We start from the raw sequence: 17230 nt of genomic DNA, 5'->3' as shown, positions 1-17230 counted from the left end.
CGATGACGAAAGTTTTATTTGTTTGTTTAGGTAATATTTGCCGTTCCCCCATGGCAGAAGCTATTTATAAAGCAGAAATAGCAAAACACAAGTTGGATTGGCAGATCGATTCGGCAGCGACCAGCTCATGGGAAGTCGGACATTCTGCTCATCCCGGAACCAAAAAAAGACTGCGTCAAGCAGGGATCTCTAGTGACGGTCTTATTTCACGGCAGATCACTGAAGCGGATTTTGCCACATTTGATTGGATCATCGGCATGGATGCGAACAATGTTGAAACACTTCAAGCGCTAGCACCTGCCGATACGACCGCAAAGATCCGTTCGTATTTGAGTGTTGTTCCTGGCAAAGAGGCTGAGGAAGTACCAGATCCTTATTATACAGGAGATTTCGAAGAGACCTATCAACTGCTGCAAGAGGGGATTCCTTATTGGCTAGAGGTTATTTCTTCTGAAAAATAAGGCGTGTTCGCTTGTATTTTATCAAAAATTTGCTAAAATAGAACCATGGAAATGCGAACGTATGTGTGGTTTTAGAAACTGCTGCAACGCGCAGAAAGGAATGTCCAATGGAAAAGAAACCATCGCCTATCAAACAATTGGGCAAACTCATTGTGATGACATCCACAACGTTGCTGGATACCTTTTTCAGTGATGATGCTGACAAGAAGAATCAGTCTGAGAAAGTCAAAGAAATCCGGCGAACGCTGCAAGAGGCAGCCGCTGCCAAGCATCTGGTCGTGCTGCAAGTAAAAACAGAGAAATTGGGTGGTTTTGAAACCGTTACCGGCTGGATCGTCGGCAAAACGGTAGCAAAAGAACAAGTTGTCTTGAAATTACAAAGCGACCGTCAGCAGCTGCGGATTATTCCCCTGCATCATGTGCTGAAAGTTAGCACCTTGAATACAAAACCCGGCTTGTAAACAAGCCTGTGCATAGCAAAAAAACCGCTGCGTCATTAGACATAGCGGTTTTTTAATTGCTAGTTACGCGTGCTTGTTTTTGACTTCTGCGAGTCGCCAAGCGGTCATCACAGCGATCAGTTCGTAAGGGATCGGCTGTGCAAAAGAAAACTGGACCGCCCCTTTACTGGTCTTGTATGGTTGTAAGTCCTCTTGGAAGGCCGTGATCGCAGAAGGCGTGGGATAAAAGCCTAGATGCTGTTTGGCGCAGGCAAAATGTACGATATTTTCTCCCTGATGATAAGTAGGCATTTGATAACTGATCTTTTCAACCGCTTCAGGTAAAACGGCTTTGATGGTTTGACGGACCTTTCTTAAAATCGCTTGTCGTTCTGCTGGAGCTGCTGCAATGTATTGGTCAACTGTCGTAATGGCTGTTGTCATAGGCCACCTCCTGCCTTTAGTATACGGCAAACCCCGTAAGAAAAAAAGGAGCCTGTCAGTGGGTAGCTGACAGGCAAGGAGTAAAAATGAAAAGTGTTAGTTAGGGTTGTTTGTTGGGTTATGTATACTATACTGTCCAAATATGAATTTTTTGTGGAGAAAAGATTGGAAAGTGTTTAAGTTTGCTGGCTGCGAAAATAAGTAAAAAAAGACCCGTCGGTGGGTGGCCGACGGGAAGGAGTTAAAAATGAAAAAGTGTTAGTTAGGGTTGTTTGTTGGTATACATAGAGTATACGAGATAAATATGAATATTCTGTGACAAATCTTTTCGGAAGTTCTTAAGAAACCGTAACGGTTTGGTTACAGAGAAAGGTTCTTTTCATCAAAACGGTTTTTCAACGTACGATACAAATCAATGTATTGCCGATCGTCTGCCGCATAATCCCAAATATAACTCATTTTTTCTGGTTTGAGTTTTTTCATCAACTGATTGGAACTAACGATGACATCATAATTTTCTTGCTGGTTTAGATCATAAGGTTCTGCTGCTACGAAGGTCAAGTCATGTAGGAATTGATTCAATCCTTGAACGACTAAGAAATTATCTTCTAACGCAACCCCTACCCGTAAACGATTCGAATAACGGATTTGATCATAAAACGGCAGCAGGGCGTGGGTATACATCGTTGCCATCTGCTCTTGGTTTTCATCATTGATATAGTCCACCGCTGATTCTTCGCGATAGTTCGTTAAGAATTCATCGATTTTTTGCTGCAGCTGCTCTTCAGCAGACCCGCGATTGATCGAGGGTGTCAGCAAGCGATAGATATTTGGAAACGGCTGACGGAAAACGTAGTTGCCGAAAGTCACATTGATTAAATTACCCACGACCAATGGCTCGTCTAACAGGCCAGGTTGTGAAGCAAAGAAGGTTGCTTTCATCTCTGCTAACAAGTCTGCGACTAACGGATAAACTGGGTTTTGTTTGCTTGAAAAGAATTGCAAGGTTTGTTGCAAAGCTTCTTCTTCAGGACTCAAGTAAAATGGGAAGATTTGCGCCATCAAATAAATAAACCCTGATTCGCCTTTTAATTGTTTGTCTGTCATTGAAACTTCAGGATCAACGACTTGTGTCAAACGCTCAAAATCGAAATATGGATTATTTTTCATCAGGAAATTGTACCGCTTGTCGTATTTGGCAAAATTCCCTTTTTTGATTCGTAAAAGAATCAAGGCGGCGAAATACTTCAACTCTAATCGGCCAAGATAAGAATGAGTCATTGGGAAATACTCCGTGAATCGATCCACCATTTTTTCTGTCTCACTCTCAGCGATCGCAAATGGCCATTCTATTCCACGAGTACCTAACCAAATGATATTGAATAGGGAGAGCCGCACAAGACGCTCATCGCCCACTAAGTTTGATTCAGTGTACGTAAAGCGAAGCTGAAATTGCTTCAAATGTTTTTTTAGATGTTCAAATTTGCGAGACACCGTTGAACGACTGACATCGTATTTTGCACAAAAATCCGTGATCGTAGGATTGTCTTCATTCAGCATGTAAAGAACATATAAGAACGGAACGCTTTTATTCAATAAATAGAAGCGGTATTCATCGATCGTTACCGCGATATTCTGAGGCTGTAATTTACCGCCACGACCGAGTATCGACATATGATCCGGAGTTAACTCAGTTAGATCTTGGTCGATCTCAGTCAACTCTATAAAAGCTTGTTGGTAGCTTAACTCCATTTCCTTTGCCAATTGTGCGATTGGGTGGCTAGGGTTTTGCAGAGTCAGCATACGCCGGAATATTTTAAATTTAATTAATGTTTGCGGGTCCATCATAAGTTCTTCATAAAACATAGGTATCCTCCTTTGTGGCTCTATTGTATCTTTTTTTTACGAAACTGTCAGTCTTTTTAATCAAAAAAATAGCCTACCCTTTAAAAAAAGGTAGGTTATTTTCATCTTTTTAACTAATTTAGGCTGAAACAGGGTCTTTTTTGAACCACGACCATAGCAAACCGATCAAAAATCCGATCGCAGCTGGTACGACCCACCCCATCCCGATTTGGAAAAAGGGCAGATAATCTGACGCAAAAGACAAGATTCCTTGCACGAAAGCGTTGTTGGTAATCACTGCAGGACTCGCATTTAAGCCGTCGATGATTGCAGCGATCAACGTGAAGTATGTCGTCATTCGATAGACACTGGCACGATGGTTAAATAATGGACTGATGATCGCCAACAAAATCAAAGTGATCGCCAGTGGATAGATAAACATCAAGACTGGAATAGAAAACTCGATGATATTGGTCAAGCCGACATTAGCGAAGATCGCTGGTAAGATACTTGTCAAAGCGATAAAGAATCCGTAGCTTTGCTTTGGAAACAATCCAGCAAAGGTTTCGGAAAAGGCCGTGATCAAACCAATGGCGGTTTTTAAACAGGCAGAGATGACGATCAATGCCAATAGCAGACTGCCGACAGTGCCAAGGTAATGGTTGGCGATTTGTGCCAAAGCGATCCCACCGTTTTCGCTGATGGGAAACTGGCCTAAACTTTTGGTTCCCATATAAGAAAGTAAGGTATAGATGATCCCCATCAACACGATGCTGACAGAGCCGGAAAGGATCGTGTCTTTTGCGACCGTCGCAGGTTTCTCAACCCCCATATTGCGAATCGTTGAGACGATGATGATCCCGAAGGCTAAAGATGCCAGCGCATCGAGAGTATTGTAGCCGTTTGTGAAACCAGTAAAGAAAGCATCGCTTTGATAGCTAGGATAGATCGGCGCATCGCTGATGGTTCCTAGTGGTTGCCAAAAGGCAAAAAAGAGCAAAACTCCTAGTAAGACCAGAAACAAGGGATTTAGAAACTTCCCTACATAATCTAAGATTTTGCTAGGTTTGCGTGAAAACCACCAGGCAGCTCCAAAAAATAGGGCAGAGAACAACGCCAATAACCAAGTTTGCATGTCTGATGAAACATGGGGAGCGATCCCGATCTCATAAGAAGTAGTAGCCAAACGAGGCAGAGCAAAGAATGGCCCAATCACTAAATAAAGCAAAATCGTAAATATCATTGCATAGCGGCGATTGATCCGAGAAGCTAATTCAAAAACACCGCTGCTTTGGGAAACGCCAATAGCAATGACCCCTAAAAATGGCAAGCCGATCCCTGTAACTAAAAAGCCAAGGTTGGCTAAGCCGACATTCGCGCCAGCTTCTTGTCCCATGTGAACGGGGAAAATCAGATTTCCGGCACCAAAGAAAAGACCGAAAAGCATTGATCCAACATACATGTAATCCTTAAACTGTAACTTTTTTTCCATAAATGAAAGCTCCTATAATTCCTTAGTTTTAAAAAAAATAACAAAGTTTCTAACAAATAGCAATGGTTTTTTGTGATTTTTTGATAAATTCTGACAATTACTCCTCCTGCAATAAAAAAACACTTAGCATTGAATTCTTCCAAGCTTACTGAAAAAGGACGAAAAAGCTCGGAAGAAGACCGCTAAGTGTTTCAAGACAGAAAATTAATTCAACACACGGGAAAGGAATTCTTTGGTGCGTTGCTCTTTTGGATGAATAAAGATATCTTCAGGCGTCCCTTGTTCGGCAATGACACCTTGATCCATAAAGATGACCCGATCAGACACTTCTTTGGCAAAGCCCATTTCGTGGGTAACGATCACCATTGTCAAGCCAGTATGAGCTAACGTATTCATGGTCTTCAACACTTCACCGACCATTTCTGGATCTAGCGCAGAAGTCGGCTCATCAAACAACATGACATCCGGATTCATCGATAAGGCACGGGCAATGGCTACTCGTTGTTTTTGTCCACCTGAAAGCTGGGAAGGCTTGGCATTGGCATATTGAGCCATACCGACTTGCTCCAGATTTTCTTTGGCAGTCGCTTCTGCTTCTTTGCGATCACGATTCAAAACAGTGACTTGGCCCGTCACGCAGTTTTCTAATACATTCATATTGTTGAATAGGTTAAAGGATTGGAAAACCATTCCTAGATGCGTACGGTATTTCGGCAAGTCATAGCCTTTTTCCAGCACATTTTCACCTAAGTAGATGATTTGCCCACTGGTTGGTTTTTCTAATAAGTTGATGCAGCGAAGAAGTGTAGATTTTCCTGAACCAGAAGAACCGATGATCGTGACAACTTCTCCTTTATTAACAGACAAACTGATGTCTTTTAAGACTTCGTTGTCGCCAAAACTCTTTTTTAAATGGTCAATTTCAATGATTGCTGACATGTTCTTCCTCCTTATTCGTTCGGGTTGATGTCTTCTAATTTGACATACGCACTGGGACCATCCATTTTGCGTTCAACAAAGCGCAAGATCTGGGTGGCACTGATGGTCAAGACTAAGTAGATCACACCGATGATCGCAAATGTTTGGAAGTATTGGAAGTTCGTTCCAGCGGCTGATGTACCTTGGAAGAAGAGGTCTGCAACACTGATGACACTTAAGACGGCAGTATCTTTGATATTGATAATGATCTCATTCCCGGTAGCTGGTAAAATATTGCGCATCACTTGCGGCAACACGACCTTGATCATGGTTTGCCAATGGGTCATTCCGATGGCTTGAGCTGCTTCAAATTGGCCGTCATCTACAGCAAAAATCCCCCCACGAACGATTTCAGACATGTAGGCACCCGTATTGATAGAAACGATCAGCACGGCTGCCAGCGTGCGATTCATGGAGACACCAAAGGCTAGAGCAGTTCCGTAGAAAATAACCATTGCTTGAACCATCATTGGGGTGCCGCGGAAAACTTCGATATAAATAGTCAGCAGGCCGTTGACTATGCGTTGGAAGAAACGTCCTACTGGATTTTCTGAAAGCGGCAATGTCCGGAAGATACCGACTAAAAGACCGATAATCAATCCGATGATCGTTGAAAGGATCGCGATGAATAAGGTCAAGCCAGCGCCTCGTAAAAAGAGCATGCCGTAATCATCAATGATTTTTTTAAAATCAGCGATCAGACCTTGATCTGCCGTTTCTCCGCTGGCATCTGCAGGCTGATCTAAAACTGCTTGATCCATCAGGGAAACCCGTTCTTCTTCAGAAATTCCTGCAAGGATCTCATTGACTTTTTCAACATCGGGATCGCCTTTGCGCATCCCGACTGCTACTTGGACGTCTTCTGGGTTGGTTTCAAAACCGGCGCCTTCATCGAACTCGACCATCTTCAAATCAGGATTTGCCCCGACGGCAGTGACGCCTTCTGGACGTTCGCTGACGTAGCCGTCAATGATACCCGAAGCTAAAGCAACGCGCATGGAGGAGAAGTCCCGCATGGCTTGTTCTTTTTGGACCTCAGGGATTTGATCTATGACCGTATAATGGAAAGTATTCAGCTGGGCAGTGATTTTTGCCCCCGAAAGATCAGCGAGGCTTTTGGCATCGGCGAACTCGCCATCTTTACGAACCACTACCACCAAATCTGATTCATAGTAAGGATCGGTAAAATCAATTTGCTCGCGACGTTCGGCAGTTGGTGACATACCAGCGATCACAGCATCGATAGTCCCCGCTTGTAAAGCTGGCGGCAGACCGTCCCATTGGGTTTTGACGATCACTAATTCTTTGCCTAAGCCTTCAGCGATTCGTTTGGCGATCTGGACATCGTAACCGCCGGCAAACGCCGAGCCTTCTTCCCCAGAAATCGGCACGGCACCATTGGCGTCCGTCGTTTGCGTCCAGTTAAATGGGGCATAGCCTGCCTCCATACCGACACGGAATTGTTCCGCAGGCGTTTGGTCATCCGCTTGCACGGTTAGGGGCAGCTGAATGAGGGTTAGACAGAGGGCGAAGACTGCCCAGATCCAATTATTTTTTTTCATTTTTTCTCTTTCCTTTCACGAGTTGGACAAGCAGGTAAGGATGAAAAAGCAAAAAAACAGCCGTACTCCATGATTGGAAAACGGCTGTTGACAGGTCATCGTCGACAAACCTTTCACAAAACATAGCGCAACTTAGACAAGCTAAGACAGTCCGCAAATTGTTCATTTGCGGCCCAACAAAATCGATGCAAGCAAAACCGACCTTGTTTCGGCGATGTTCCCTAGCTCTGCTGTAAACGTGTTGCTTCACTCAGCAGGATTAATGAACCTCGCGACCTCTACCTAAATGTTAAAGGGTACTCGTATTTAATTTGATTCTTCTCAGAGTTTAGAAGAAAAGCACCCAAATGTCAATTCTTTTTAACAAAAAAACGACCATTTCCCTATTTTTATCAAAGAGAAAGCGGATCGTTTTTACGAGTGTCTATTGGAACCCTTAAGCGACTTTCGCTTTTGGTTCACGGCCTAAAACAGCTTGGATGACTGTCAAAGCAAGCAATAAGCCAAGTGCTAGATAGATGAGGCTTGAGTATTGTGTAACGCCCCAATCTTGTCCGAAGGTACGGTAAACCACAAGGACGATGGCTTGAATGATTGCTGTGATGACATTTAAAAAGCCGAATGCCCATAAATTGCCATTTTCTTTACGTGCTAAATAGAAGATAGAGAAATATAAGCTGACTGCCAACCAACCGAAACTGATAATGATCATTGCCCAATAAATAATAGCTGCTACCAATGTATTTCACCTCACTTTGATTCGTGACTAGTTTACCACGTTTTTTGTTCCTTGTCATGAAGGAATCTCTTTCTTTGTGAGGCAAAAAACAAAGAGCAAAAGCAGTAATGAAAAGATCATCTGCTATTGGTTGGTTTGCTGAAAAGGGACGGTTTTTCTAGATCGGTTCATTTTCAGCTGTGTATAATAGAAATAAACTGTTTTTTGCAGAAAACTACGAGTTAAGAATCAATTAATAATTAGTTAATAGCTGATTTAGATCTGCTTGCTAGAATAAGCACAGAAGCAAGCAAGGAGGAAGTAAAAATGGAAAATGTTCTTAAAATCAAAGGATTAAACAAACGTTACGGCAAACAGCAGGCGCTACATGATGTCGATCTAACGATCGCTAAGGGAGATATTTATGGATTGGTGGGGAGAAATGGTGCTGGGAAGACGACCCTATTAAAAGCGATCGTTCAGTTGATCCAACCAACTAGTGGCAGTCTGCAGTTGTTTGATGTTGAAGGCGGCAAAGTGTACACTCAGATGCTGAAACGGGTCGGTAATGTGATTGAGACCCCAGTTGCTTACGACCAATTGACCGCAGAGCAAAATTTGAACTATTATTGCAAAATCAGCGGGGTGGTGGAACCTGAGGCGGTCAGTAAAGCATTGGCGTTTGTCGGATTGACCAATGTTGGCCACAAGAAATACCGTGATTTTTCTTTGGGTATGAAACAAAAGCTAGGCTTAGCCATCGCTTTATTGAACCAACCGGATTTTCTAATACTAGATGAGCCGATCAATGGCCTGGATCCTGTAGCGATCGTTGAGTTTCGGGAGCTGCTTTTACGATTGAATCAAGAACGCGGCATGACGATTTTGATTTCCAGTCATATTTTAGAAGAGTTGTACTTAGTGGCTACACGTTTTGGGGTCATTAGTGAGGGGCGTCTGATCAAAGAGATGACCAAACACGAATTCGATCTGATGGCGAAACGGTTTATTCAATTAGAAGTGGATGATGTAGCCACAGCTAGCCGCTTGCTAGAGAGTCAGCTGATTTCCGAATATAAAGTCGTCAGTGACCACAAAATTCATATTTATCAAGAGAATGTGTTGATTCGTGACCTGGTCCGTCAGCTGGTTTATGAAGGGATCGCTATCGACCGGATTTCTTTTGAAGGGGAAAATCTAGAGTCGTATTTCAAAGAGTTAGTAACAAGTGAAGGGGGAAATTAAGATGTTGAATTTTATTCGAGCCGATTTGTATCGTTTATCAAGAAGTAAAAGTTTTTGGATCACAGAAGGAATTATTTTATTGTTGGTGATTTTATCCGTTGTTTCCAATGGTAGTGTAGGGGTCACTCTTGGGGATAGTACGCAAACAGCAGGCAGCCTTACGGAAATGACTGGCTTTCTGGCGATCCAGACCAGTCTGTCTTCCATGTTGCTGTATTACTCCTTGCCATTGGTGATGCAGGTCTTAGGCAGTGAGTACACGAAAGGGACCATGAAGAATATCATTACCGTTGGTGTCTCCAAACCCGCTTATCTTTTTGGGAAATTCTTGGTTTATACATTGGTGCTGGTCTTACAGATCGTCGCGATTTGTTTGGTGAGCTTTGTAGCGGGAACGGTTATTGGGGGGATTGGTTATAATGACCTTTCACAGATAGAAAACTTGTTGTATTATTTCGTTAGTTTTGTACTGATTTTATTAGCGACTTCCTCTTTTGCAGTGCTAGTTTTGTATTTGACCAAAAATACAGCGGTCAGCGTGTTGGCGACGATTTTTATTCCGATGGCCTTTGCTATTGCCCGAATCTCTTTACCCAACTGGAAGTTTTTAGAATACTTGGACTTTCAAGGCGGGTTAGAGATGGTGACCATGACTACTTTCCAAACATGGGAAACAGTCCAACCCATTTTTCTTGGGAGCCTGATCAGTTTATTGCTTTGCCTCTTGGCTGCGCATCTGGTGTTTAAGAGACAAGAATTGTAAGAGCAGAAAAACGCCCAACCGTATCGACTAGTGAAGGTCGAGCGATTGGGTGTTTTTTGTGTATAGCCATGAGTTAGTGGGGTTCAACGGACTGCTGCCAAAAAAGGGTCAAACGAAACGTCTCTTCGGTTGTATCCAATTGGATCTTGCCGTCTAATGCATTAGTCAATGCCGCGATGATATACAGACCAAGTCCGGCTTGCTGTTTATGCCGTGAAAGGTCTTCCGTATAAAAGCGGTGAGTCAATTTTTCTGGGTGCTGGATCGGTGTCCTCAGCTGATTTTCTTGTTGGAAAACGATACGATCTCCTTGCTGATTCAAGCGGATCGTCCCCGTTTCACTGCCATGTTCCAGCAGGTTACCAAGGACATTTTGGAAAATTCGTTGCCAGCTTTTTTTATCTGAAATGATCATGATGTTGGGTTGGATCGCAACCGTCAGTGATAAATGGTTTTCCTCAAAAGAAGGATAAAGCTGGAGCAGTTCTTCTTCCAATAAACGAGAAAGATTGAATTCTTCCAAAGTCAAAGCGAGCTGATTGTCTTTGAGACGCTGATAGGTCAACAACTGTTCCAGATGATTTTCGACTTTTTCTAGGTTGCTGCTGACTTTATCCAGCAGCTGTAGCTGTTGCGGGGTGAGGGTCGCATCGGCTTGCAGCAGTTGTGTGTAGCCGCTGGCGACCGTCAAAGGTGTGCGTAAGTCGTGAGAGATATTTTGAATGGCTTGTTCCAACTGCTGGTTTTCTTGCAGCATTTGATAGTGTTGCTGCTTATTTATTCTAAGTATCTGATTGTTTAACAAGGCGATCGCTTTTAAAGCGGGGACGCGGGTCTGCAAATGGATCTCTTGATTTGTTTCGATTTCGCTGATTCTTGTTAATTGCTGGTGGTACTTTTTTAGATCATAAAGTAAGAAAAACCAATAGCCCAACAATAACACAACGATCAGAGCGGCGAAAAACTGAAGTATATGCATGAGGTTCCTCCTTTTTAAGCTAGCTTGACGCCGATGCCCCAGACAGTATCGATATACGCTTCATCTGGATCGAGTGTTTTGATTTTGCTGCGTAAATGGCTGATATGGACATTGATCGTGTTTTCTTCACCGTAGTAAGGTTCTTGCCAAACAGCTTCATAGAGCATTTCTTTGGTATAAACTTTTTTGGGGTTCGCTAAGAGCAGGGAAAAAATCTCAAACTCCTTTTTCTTTAACTGAACCGTTGCCTCTCCTCGTTGCAGCTGAAACGAGTCAGGCAACAGTTGAATGTTTTTATACGAGTGGCTGCTGGCAACTGGAGGGGGTTGTTTATTTGTTCGCAATTGAACAATGATACGTGCCTTTAATTCTTCGACATTGAAGGGTTTGGTCAAGTAATCATTGGCCCCCGCCAGCAAAAGGGTGGAAACATCAGCTGGTTCATCTAAGGCAGTCAAGATAATGACGGGGACCGTGGAGGTTTGGCGAATCTCTTGCAAGACTTGTGTCCCATCTTTACCGGGGAGCATTCGATCTAGCAAAATCAAGTCGAAAGCATCTTGCTGAAAAAGCAGCAGACCTTCCGTGCCTGAATAGGCTTGCTGGACGGTATAGTCAGCTGCTAAAATAGTAGCCAACATTTCGCTGATCTCATTGTTGTCTTCGATAATCAAAATTTTCATTTGGTTTTCCCATTCTTCTTGTATTTATTGCATTTATTATAAGCAATTCCGCAAGAAAAAGCATTAGTTGCTTTTAAAAAAGAAAATGGCTGATTTTTCGCAAAAACGGTTCTTTTTCGGTTAGAATAAGAGAAAAGCCATAAAGGAAGTTAGAACGATGAAGGTATCTATTGAGCAAGCAATCGCAACGGTCACCGCCGCATCATCCGTGACCTTTTTGACGGGTGCCGGTGTTTCAACCCCATCGGGCATTCCTGATTACCGTTCCTTAAAAGGGGTCTATCAAGGACTGGCCCAGCCAGAGTATTTGTTAAGCCATGACTGTTTAGAAAACGAACCGGAAACATTTTATCAGTTCGTCAAGCACCTCTACCATCCTCAGGCCCAGCCGAACATCATTCATCAAAAAATGGCTGCGCTGCAAACGAAAAAAACAGTTTCGGTCGTTTCACAAAACATCGATGGACTGCATGAAAAAGCGGGGAGTCACCAAAGAATCGATTTTCACGGCTCCTTGTACAACTGTTATTGCCGAAAATGCGGTAATCCGGTACCTTGGCAAGCGTATTTGCAGGATTGGCACCATGCAGGATGTGACGGTCAGATTCGGCCGGCGATCGTGCTTTATGGGGAAGGATTTACGGATGAAACCATTGAAGGAGCCATTCAGGCCGTTGCTCAAGCCGACCTGACGGTGGTCGTGGGGACTTCGCTGCAAGTCTATCCTTTTGCAGGGCTAGTCGATTACAGCCAGCAGGTGTTGGTCATCAATAAGGAACCATTGGCGATCCCGAATGAATATGGCATGTTGACCGCAGCAGCCGAAACGTTTTTCCAGAAAATTGAATGAAGGAGTTTATGATATGACACAACGTACCGAAAAAGAGAAAATGATTGCTGGCGAATTGTACTTTTCCCCAGATCCAGAATTGGTGGCAGACCGGAAATATGCCCGTGAACAAATGAACCTGATCAACCAAGAAACTGATACAAAAATCAAAGAGCAGTTACTAAAAGAAACTTTCGGCTCTGTGACTGGTCGAATCTATATCGAACCGAATGTCCGCTTTGATTATGGCTACAATATTTCTGTCGGCAAAAACTTCTATGCTAACTACGACTGTGTGCTATTAGATGTTTGTCCAATTACCTTTGGTGACAACTGTATGCTGGCACCCAATGTTCGGTTGTTTACGGCGACTCATCCATTGCATCCGGTCAAACGAAATAGCGGCTTAGAATTAGGGGCACCGATCGTGATTGGCGATAACGCGTGGATCGGTGGCGCGGCCACGATTTTGCCGGGGGTGCGCTTAGGTAACAATGTCGTGGTGGGGGCTGGCAGTGTGGTCACAAAATCATTCCCAGACAATGTTGTGCTGGCGGGAAATCCGGCACGGGTCATCAAGACGATCGACTTGGAAGAAGAAAACAACCAGCAAGATCCTTTGGCTGTTCAGCGAGCGGCGATCGATGACATTGATTGGCAGCTCACGCATCTTTTAGAAAAACGCATGAGTACAGTTAATGAAATCGTGCAATTGAAGAAAAGTAGTCAGTTGCCGGTTTTAGATGAAAATCGTGAAGAGAAAGTGCTGGAAAATATTCGGCAGGCGATTTCAAATCAAGCCTATGAGGAAACGATTTTAGCCATGTTTCAATCAATTATGAAACACTCAAAAACCTATCAAGAGAATCAATTGGAGGAATGAGTATGGATGGAGCAACACGTCGAGAAACGATTTTAGCGGCATTGAAGCAAGCGGACAAAGCGATCAGTGCCAGCAAACTGGCAGAATCACTAGGAGTCAGTCGCCAAATCATCGTTGGGGACATTGCCTTGCTGCGAGCAGCCGGTGAAGCGATCGCGGCCACTGCTCGCGGCTATCGACTGCAAGCACTGTTGAATGAGGCGGGGCATGTCAGCAAGCTAGCGGTGCAGCATCGGCCTGAACAAACCGAAGAAGAATTGCGGATTTTTGTCGCTTGTGGCGTGGAAGTGGTCGATGTCATCGTTGAACATGAAATCTATGGAGAGATCACTGGCAATTTGCAGATTCAAACAGACCAAGACGTGACTGATTTCATCAACAAAACCAAACATGCAGAAGCCCGCTTGCTCTCAGATTTAACCAATGGGGTACACTTGCATACGTTGCGTTACACCGATCCTGCGGCTCTGGAAAAAGCCAAACAACAGTTAGCAGAAAAAGGCATGCTCTATCAAAATTGAGGCGTAAACCATTCTGGCAAGGACGCTATCGGCAGTCTTGGGGAACACTTAGATGAAAAAATTGTGATTTTTTGTTGACAAGGCGTTCATTTTCCAGTAAAGTACAACTCAACAAGAATAATGAATCTGTTGAGAAGGAAAGTAACCGCGGATACTTTAAAGAGAGACTCTGGTTGGTGGAAAGAGTCAAGTCAGAAGCGATGAAAAATGGCCTTGGAGGATTGATTGTCGATAAGTAGGCAATCACGGATGCGCACTACCGTTACAAAGTGCACCAATCTCTAGCACGGCTAGACGTTGGGTTGAGGGAAGGGAAACCTTCTAAACAAAAGGTGGTAACACGAGTATTCGTCCTTTTACTAGCAAACGCTGGTAAAAGGACTTTTTTTATACACAAAAATCAAATAGCACCACACACGAAGAATTGGTAAGTACAAAAGCACGTTTTTTCAACAGAGAGCTTCGGTAGCTGAAAAGAAGCATCAAACGACTTTTAGAAAATGGCCAAGGAGTGATTCGTTCCGAGCAGTAGTTTGCAAGGCGACGACGGTAGCGACCGTTATCTGGCTAGAGTATGATCGTACTCGAAAAGGAGCTGTATGCGAGTACAGCTTAAACTGAGGTGGTAACACGCAAAAAGGCGTCCTCAAACAAGTCACAGGTGACTTGTTTGAGGATGCCTTTTTTTATTGAAAAAGACAAGAACTAGGGGGAAGACGATGATTTCATTAAAAGATATATCAGTAACATTCAATCAATCAAAGAAACCCGCGATCCAAGCGGTCAAAAACGTATCGATCGAGATCGACAAAGGGGACGTGTACGGCATCGTGGGTTACTCAGGCGCCGGGAAAAGTACACTCGTCCGTGTGATCAACTTATTGCAGCGCCCAAGCAGCGGCAGCGTCGTCGTCAACGGCACGGAGCTGACCACACTTTCTGCGAAAGACCTGCGAGAAAAACGGAAAACGATCGGAATGATCTTTCAGCACTTCAACTTGATGGACAGCCGCAATGTTTTTGATAACGTGGATTTTTCCTTGAAATATGGGGGACGGTCCAAACAGGAACGTCATCAAAAAGTAACCGAGCTGCTGGCGCTTGTTGGATTGGAAGAAAAAGCCCAAGCGTTTCCTAGCCAACTATCTGGAGGACAAAAACAGCGGGTCGCCATTGCCAGAGCTTTGGCAAATGATCCAGAGATCTTGCTGTGTGATGAGGCAACTAGCGCCCTTGATCCGAAAACGACCTTACAGATATTGGCTTTGTTGAAAAAATTAAATCGGACTCTCGGTTTGACCATCGTGATCATTACCCATGAAATGCAAGTTGTCAAAGAAATCTGCAACAAAGTGGCAGTGATGGAAGACGGTGAAGTTATTGAGCAAGGTTCGAGCGTTCAGATTTTTAGCCAACCAGAAAAACCATTGACCAAAGATTTCATCCGAACGGCGACGCACATCGACCAAGCCTTAGAAACGATCCTCGGCAGTTCGAAGTTTTCTTCCTTGGCACCGAATGAATGGCTGGTGGAGCTGTCCTACGTGGGGGATCAAACCAATGAACCACTGATCGCCCAATTGTACAGTCGCTACAAAGTGACCACCAATATTCTTTACGGCAACGTGGAGATCTTGCAAGAAGTGCCGATCGGCAGCTTGGTCGTTAGCTTATCCGGAGAGTACCAACAGCGCAAACATGCCTTAGAATATTTGAAGTCTCAAGGAGTGTACACCAATATTTTAAAAGAAAATCATGCAGAACCATTAAACAATGTGATTAAAGGAGGATTTTAGATGGCTGCCTTATTAGAAAGATATTTTCCCAATGTTGTTGCGATCCAAGATGAATTTGTCGCAGCAACGATCCAAACCTTGTATATGGTTTTTTGGACCTCCTTGATCGCGGGCATCTTAGGCATCTTGTTAGGGATCGTCCTGGTAGTGACTCGACCGAGTGGAATTTTAGAAAATCGACCACTCTTTGAATTTCTCGATAAGGTCATCAATGTGGTCCGCTCGATCCCTTTTATTATCTTATTGACGTTGCTAGGAACCTTTACCCGATTTCTTGTGGGAACGACGATCGGCGAAACAGCAGCATTGGTTCCTCTGATTGCTGGGATCATTCCTTTCTTTGCTCGGCAGATCGAGATTGCCTTGCTAGAAGTTGACCCCGGTGTCGTGGAAGCAGCCGAAGCGATGGGCACCAGTCCTTTCGGCATCATTTTTCGGGTCTATTTGCCAGAAGGCGTGGCGGGAATCATTCGGGTCTCTGCATTGACCGTGATCAATGTGATCGGATTGACCGCCATGGCAGGAGCAGTTGGCGCTGGCGGTTTAGGTAACTTAGCCATCACCCGCGGGTACAACCGATTCCAGACCGATGTCACGATCATGGCGACCTTGATCATCTTAGTATTCGTTTTTATCAGTCAATTTGTCAGCAACCTACTCATTAAACGAGTATCACACTGACCACCACTTACGTACAAATAAAAAAACAAGCAAGTCTATGGAGGAAGAAAAAATGAAAAAAATCGTACAATCAATCGTCTTAGGGGCAGCATTATTATTTATTACCGGATGCGGAAACAATGGCAGTGCCGCAGCCACTGACCAAGAAGAAGTCACTGTGAAATTAGGAGTGATTGGCGCGGACACCGATGTCTGGGATGATGTCAAAGATCGTTTGAAAGACGAAGGCATCAATTTAGAATATGTCCAATTCTCTGATTACAATCAACCCAACGCAGCCTTAGCTGATGGTTCCATTGACCTCAATTCATTCCAACACCAATTTTTCTTGGACAATTATAATAAAGAATTTGGTACCGATCTCGTATCGATCGGCAATACAGTCAACGCGCCATTAGGCATTTATTCCGACAAAGTGACGGATGTCAACGACTTGGCTGAAGGAGCTAAAGTTGCGATCCCGAATGATGTGACCAATGGTGGTCGGGCATTGCTCTTGTTACAATCAGCTGGATTGATCAAAGTGGATGAAGCAGCCGGACAAACACCAACGGTCGCGGATATTACTGAAAACCGTTTGAATTTAGAAATTTCGGAACTTGATGCAGCGCAAACAGCCCGGGCACTTTCCGATGTCGATGTTTCTGTTATCAATAGCGGCATGGCGGTAGATGCAGGATTTGTGCCTACCGAAGATGCAATCTTTTTAGAGCCTGTTGATGAAACGGCCCGTCCTTACGTCAACATCATTGCCGCCCGTAAAGAAGATGAAGACAATGAAGTTTACCAAAAAGTGGTTGCTGCTTACCAAACAGAGGATACGAAAAAAGTCATCGAGGAAACGTCAAAAGGATCAAGTGTTCCTGCTTGGGAAACCTTTGGAGCAAAATAAGTGCTATGTAATTTGATA

General features: G+C 43.9%; 18 protein-coding genes, 1 riboswitch and 1 other annotated feature. Of the genes, 10 read left to right on the top strand and 8 right to left on the bottom strand.

Translation table 11 applies throughout. The features are described 5' to 3' along the window. Positions 1-2: 2 nt before the first annotated feature. Both IGI89_RS03175 and IGI89_RS03170 read left to right on the top strand, forming a co-directional pair. Positions 3-461: a low molecular weight protein-tyrosine-phosphatase gene (locus tag IGI89_RS03175; RefSeq protein ID WP_005232347.1), complete on the top strand. Its 459-nt coding sequence runs from the start codon at positions 3-5 to the stop codon at positions 459-461. A gap of 107 nt (positions 462-568) precedes the next feature. Continuing rightward, positions 569-922 carry a hypothetical protein gene (locus tag IGI89_RS03170; protein ID WP_005232346.1) on the top strand — a complete coding sequence of 118 codons (354 nt, stop codon included), beginning with the start codon at positions 569-571 and terminating at the stop codon, positions 920-922. Positions 923-985: 63 nt separating this feature from the next. On the opposite strand, the gene IGI89_RS03165 is transcribed toward IGI89_RS03170, so the two are convergent. The 6 genes from IGI89_RS03165 to IGI89_RS03140 all read right to left on the bottom strand — a co-directional run bounded on the left by IGI89_RS03165 (position 986) and on the right by IGI89_RS03140 (position 7961). Further along, positions 986-1345, bottom strand: coding sequence for an iron chaperone (locus tag IGI89_RS03165; protein ID WP_005232344.1), 360 nt, complete (start codon positions 1343-1345; stop codon positions 986-988). Between the two features lie 360 nt (positions 1346-1705). After that, complete coding sequence (locus tag IGI89_RS03160) at positions 1706-3211, bottom strand: helix-turn-helix domain-containing protein (protein WP_005232342.1); 1506 nt, start codon at positions 3209-3211, stop codon at positions 1706-1708. A 118-nt stretch (positions 3212-3329) separates the two neighbouring features. Beyond that, positions 3330-4682 (bottom strand): branched-chain amino acid transport system II carrier protein, encoded by a 1353-nt coding sequence (gene brnQ, locus IGI89_RS03155; RefSeq protein ID WP_008376239.1) that lies wholly within the window; start codon positions 4680-4682, stop codon positions 3330-3332. A gap of 204 nt (positions 4683-4886) precedes the next feature. After that, complete coding sequence (locus IGI89_RS03150) at positions 4887-5621, bottom strand: amino acid ABC transporter ATP-binding protein (RefSeq protein WP_005232339.1); 735 nt, start codon at positions 5619-5621, stop codon at positions 4887-4889. An 11-nt stretch (positions 5622-5632) separates the two neighbouring features. Then, positions 5633-7222 carry an ABC transporter permease subunit gene (locus tag IGI89_RS03145; protein WP_005232337.1) on the bottom strand — a complete coding sequence of 530 codons (1590 nt, stop codon included), beginning with the start codon at positions 7220-7222 and terminating at the stop codon, positions 5633-5635. Positions 7223-7337: 115 nt separating this feature from the next. Then, positions 7338-7511, bottom strand: a riboswitch (Lysine riboswitch). 147 nt (positions 7512-7658) lie between these two features. Beyond that, complete coding sequence (locus tag IGI89_RS03140) at positions 7659-7961, bottom strand: hypothetical protein (protein ID WP_005232333.1); 303 nt, start codon at positions 7959-7961, stop codon at positions 7659-7661. A gap of 306 nt (positions 7962-8267) precedes the next feature. Between IGI89_RS03140 and IGI89_RS03135 the strand changes: the two genes are divergently transcribed. Next, positions 8268-9185, top strand: a complete 918-nt coding sequence (locus tag IGI89_RS03135) for an ABC transporter ATP-binding protein (protein WP_008376231.1) — start codon at positions 8268-8270, stop codon at positions 9183-9185. 1 nt (position 9186) lies between these two features. Continuing rightward, positions 9187-9948, top strand: coding sequence for an ABC transporter permease (locus IGI89_RS03130; RefSeq protein WP_080555166.1), 762 nt, complete (start codon positions 9187-9189; stop codon positions 9946-9948). 73 nt (positions 9949-10021) lie between these two features. Here the strand turns inward: IGI89_RS03130 and IGI89_RS03125 are convergent, their stop codons facing one another. Together IGI89_RS03125 and IGI89_RS03120 are read right to left on the bottom strand one after the other, a co-directional pair. Beyond that, positions 10022-10927, bottom strand: a complete 906-nt coding sequence (locus IGI89_RS03125; protein ID WP_438735324.1) for a sensor histidine kinase — start codon at positions 10925-10927, stop codon at positions 10022-10024. Between the two features lie 14 nt (positions 10928-10941). Next, positions 10942-11610, bottom strand: a complete 669-nt coding sequence (locus IGI89_RS03120; protein WP_005232327.1) for a response regulator transcription factor — start codon at positions 11608-11610, stop codon at positions 10942-10944. A gap of 157 nt (positions 11611-11767) precedes the next feature. Here IGI89_RS03120 and IGI89_RS03115 point away from each other — a divergent pair, with 157 nt between their 5' ends. The 6 genes from IGI89_RS03115 to IGI89_RS03090 all read left to right on the top strand — a co-directional run bounded on the left by IGI89_RS03115 (position 11768) and on the right by IGI89_RS03090 (position 17212). Beyond that, positions 11768-12460, top strand: coding sequence for an NAD-dependent protein deacylase (locus tag IGI89_RS03115; protein ID WP_008376224.1), 693 nt, complete (start codon positions 11768-11770; stop codon positions 12458-12460). Positions 12461-12473: 13 nt separating this feature from the next. Continuing rightward, positions 12474-13322 carry a chorismate mutase gene (locus tag IGI89_RS03110; protein ID WP_008376222.1) on the top strand — a complete coding sequence of 283 codons (849 nt, stop codon included), beginning with the start codon at positions 12474-12476 and terminating at the stop codon, positions 13320-13322. Beyond that, a complete protein-coding gene (locus tag IGI89_RS03105) occupies positions 13319-13843 on the top strand; it encodes a transcription repressor NadR (protein WP_016611442.1) in 525 nt (174 codons plus the stop codon). Before IGI89_RS03110 ends, IGI89_RS03105 begins: the two co-directional genes overlap by 4 nt. 120 nt (positions 13844-13963) lie before the next feature. After that, positions 13964-14202 (top strand) — a binding site (T-box leader). Between the two features lie 360 nt (positions 14203-14562). After that, positions 14563-15639, top strand: a complete 1077-nt coding sequence (locus IGI89_RS03100; protein WP_008376218.1) for a methionine ABC transporter ATP-binding protein — start codon at positions 14563-14565, stop codon at positions 15637-15639. Continuing rightward, positions 15640-16320, top strand: coding sequence for a methionine ABC transporter permease (locus IGI89_RS03095; RefSeq protein ID WP_005232318.1), 681 nt, complete (start codon positions 15640-15642; stop codon positions 16318-16320). Between the two features lie 52 nt (positions 16321-16372). Next, on the top strand, positions 16373-17212 hold the full coding sequence (locus IGI89_RS03090) for a MetQ/NlpA family ABC transporter substrate-binding protein (RefSeq protein WP_008376213.1): 840 nt from the start codon (positions 16373-16375) through the stop codon (positions 17210-17212). The last annotated feature ends 18 nt before the right edge of the window (positions 17213-17230 follow it).

Source organism: Enterococcus sp. AZ141 (assembly GCF_051714385.1).
GTDB classification, from domain to species: domain Bacteria; phylum Bacillota; class Bacilli; order Lactobacillales; family Enterococcaceae; genus Enterococcus_D; species Enterococcus_D entomosocium.
This window is presented reverse-complemented; position numbering and strand designations above follow the sequence as displayed.

Bases quoted from the DNA above. Each gene is read 5' to 3' on its own strand.
- IGI89_RS03100 (WP_008376218.1), top strand. From the start codon at position 14,563: ATGATTTCATTAAAAGATATATCAGTAACATTCAATCAATCAAAGAAA.
- IGI89_RS03110 (WP_008376222.1), top strand. From the start codon at position 12,474: ATGACACAACGTACCGAAAAAGAGAAAATGATTGCTGGCGAATTGTAC.
- IGI89_RS03175 (WP_005232347.1), top strand. From the start codon at position 3: ATGACGAAAGTTTTATTTGTTTGTTTAGGTAATATTTGCCGTTCCCCC.
- IGI89_RS03135 (WP_008376231.1), top strand. From the start codon at position 8,268: ATGGAAAATGTTCTTAAAATCAAAGGATTAAACAAACGTTACGGCAAA.
- IGI89_RS03090 (WP_008376213.1), top strand. From the start codon at position 16,373: ATGAAAAAAATCGTACAATCAATCGTCTTAGGGGCAGCATTATTATTT.
- IGI89_RS03125 (WP_438735324.1), bottom strand. From the start codon at position 10,927: ATGCATATACTTCAGTTTTTCGCCGCTCTGATCGTTGTGTTATTGTTG.
- IGI89_RS03130 (WP_080555166.1), top strand. From the start codon at position 9,187: ATGTTGAATTTTATTCGAGCCGATTTGTATCGTTTATCAAGAAGTAAA.
- IGI89_RS03120 (WP_005232327.1), bottom strand. From the start codon at position 11,610: ATGAAAATTTTGATTATCGAAGACAACAATGAGATCAGCGAAATGTTG.
- brnQ (WP_008376239.1), bottom strand. From the start codon at position 4,682: ATGGAAAAAAAGTTACAGTTTAAGGATTACATGTATGTTGGATCAATG.
- IGI89_RS03160 (WP_005232342.1), bottom strand. From the start codon at position 3,211: ATGTTTTATGAAGAACTTATGATGGACCCGCAAACATTAATTAAATTT.
- IGI89_RS03145 (WP_005232337.1), bottom strand. From the start codon at position 7,222: ATGAAAAAAAATAATTGGATCTGGGCAGTCTTCGCCCTCTGTCTAACC.
- IGI89_RS03105 (WP_016611442.1), top strand. From the start codon at position 13,319: ATGAGTATGGATGGAGCAACACGTCGAGAAACGATTTTAGCGGCATTG.
- IGI89_RS03115 (WP_008376224.1), top strand. From the start codon at position 11,768: ATGAAGGTATCTATTGAGCAAGCAATCGCAACGGTCACCGCCGCATCA.
- IGI89_RS03170 (WP_005232346.1), top strand. From the start codon at position 569: ATGGAAAAGAAACCATCGCCTATCAAACAATTGGGCAAACTCATTGTG.
- IGI89_RS03095 (WP_005232318.1), top strand. From the start codon at position 15,640: ATGGCTGCCTTATTAGAAAGATATTTTCCCAATGTTGTTGCGATCCAA.
- IGI89_RS03150 (WP_005232339.1), bottom strand. From the start codon at position 5,621: ATGTCAGCAATCATTGAAATTGACCATTTAAAAAAGAGTTTTGGCGAC.
- IGI89_RS03165 (WP_005232344.1), bottom strand. From the start codon at position 1,345: ATGACAACAGCCATTACGACAGTTGACCAATACATTGCAGCAGCTCCA.